A 1,752-nucleotide genomic window follows, 5' to 3' on the forward strand; every position below is an offset into this window, starting at 1 on the left:
GGGGGTGAGTAGTTCCAGCCGCGCGAGCGGCAGGTCGATATCGGTGGTGAGGGTGTGCAGGATGTGGGTGAGGCGGGTCAGCAGGGAGTCGATGAGGGTGGGGTCGAACAGGTCGGGAAGGTATTTCAACGCCAGGTGCAACCGGGTGTGCCCGGAAGCGGCCAGGGTCAGGGGGTAGTGGGTGGCGTCGTGGCCGTCGAGGCCGGTGACCTCGATACCGGCCCGGTCCCCGGCCTCGGTCACGGCGGCGTGTTCGACGGGGTAGGACTCGAACACCGTCAACGTGTCGAAGCGGGCGCCGGGCCCGGCGGCCTGCTGGATGTCGGTCAATCCGAGGTAGTGGTGGTCCAGCAGCCCGGCCTGCTCGGCCTGGACCCGGGTCAGTAATCGGGTGAGGGTTTCGCGGTGATCGAGGGTGACCCGCACCGGCACGGTGTTGATGAACAACCCGATCATGTCCTCGATCCCGTGGACTTGGGCCGGCCGCCCGGAAACGACACCCCCGAACACCACATCCTCCCGGCCGGTCCACATCGCGACCACCACACCCCAGGCGACCTGGATCATCGTGTTCACCGTCACCCCGAGCTCGCGGGCCACCCGGGCCAGCCCGCGGGTGTGGTCCTCGCTCAGATCCATCGCCGTCTCGTGCGGGAACCCCGACAGTTGCCGGCCCCGCCCCGCCCGGGCCAGCAGGGTCGGTTCCTCGGTCCCGGCCAGCGCCTGTGCCCACACCCGCCGGGAGGTTTCCACATCCTGGGCGGCCAGCCAGGCCAGATACCGCCGGTAGGAAAACACCCGCGGCAACACCACCCCGTCACCGCCACCACCGGTCCCACCCCCGGTCCCACCGGCGGTCTCACCGGCGGTCTCACCGGCGGTCCCACCACCGGCGGTCTCACCGGTGGTGGCGTACAACAGCAGCAGTTCCCGGATCAGTAGCGGGGTCGACCAGCCGTCGAGCAGGATGTGGTGGTTGGTCAACACCAGCCGGTAGTCCTGGGCACCCAGCATGATCAGCATCAACCGCAGCAACGGCGGATCGGCCATATCGAAGGAGGCCGCCCGATCGGCACGCAGCAGTCGCTCCACCGCTGCCCCCCGGGCGGGTTCCTCGACCCCGCTCAGATCCACCACCCGGACCGGAACCTCCACCCCACCGGTCACGACCTGCACAAACATGACGTCGGTGTCCCGGCCGGATCCCTTCCCCGAGCCCGGGTTCCGGCCGAACCCTGCTCCCGGGTCCGGGTCCCGGCCGAACCCTGCCGCCGGGTCGGGGTTCGGGAGGAATGCTGTCCCGAGGTTGGGGTGGCGTTGCAGTAGCGCGGTGGCGGCGGTTCGTAGCCGGTCGGGTTGTACTACCCCTCGCAGGTGCAGGACCAGTTGGACCAGGTAGGCGTCCACCGATTCCTCGGCCAGTAACGCATGGAACAGCAACCCGGTCTGTAACGGTGCCAGTGGCCATACCTCGGTCACGGTGGGGAACCGGTGTTCGAGTGTTTCGATACCGGTTTGGCTCAGCTCGAGCAGTGCCAGGTCCGAGGGGGTCAATCCCCCGGCGCCGGGAGTGGTGGCGTGTGTGGCCAGCGCGGTCAATGCCGTGGTCCACCACCGGGCCAGGTCTTCGACCTGTCCGGGGGTCAACACCGCCGTGGGGAACGACAACCCCGCCCGCAGTATCGGCCCGTCGGCGGTGTCGGTGACCACGGCATTGATATCCACGGCCACGTCCGCGGCCAGGTCCCGGCC

1 protein-coding gene is annotated in these 1,752 nt (G+C 69.1%); it reads right to left on the reverse strand.

The window, feature by feature from the left end; genetic code table 11:
- Positions 1–1,752 (reverse strand): condensation domain-containing protein (locus tag NS4_RS30940; protein WP_245665875.1); only part of this gene is annotated, 1,752 nt, incomplete at both ends.

The sequence above is a fragment of the Nocardia sienata NBRC 100364 genome, assembly GCF_001613205.1.
GTDB lineage: Bacteria > Actinomycetota > Actinomycetes > Mycobacteriales > Mycobacteriaceae > Nocardia > Nocardia sienata.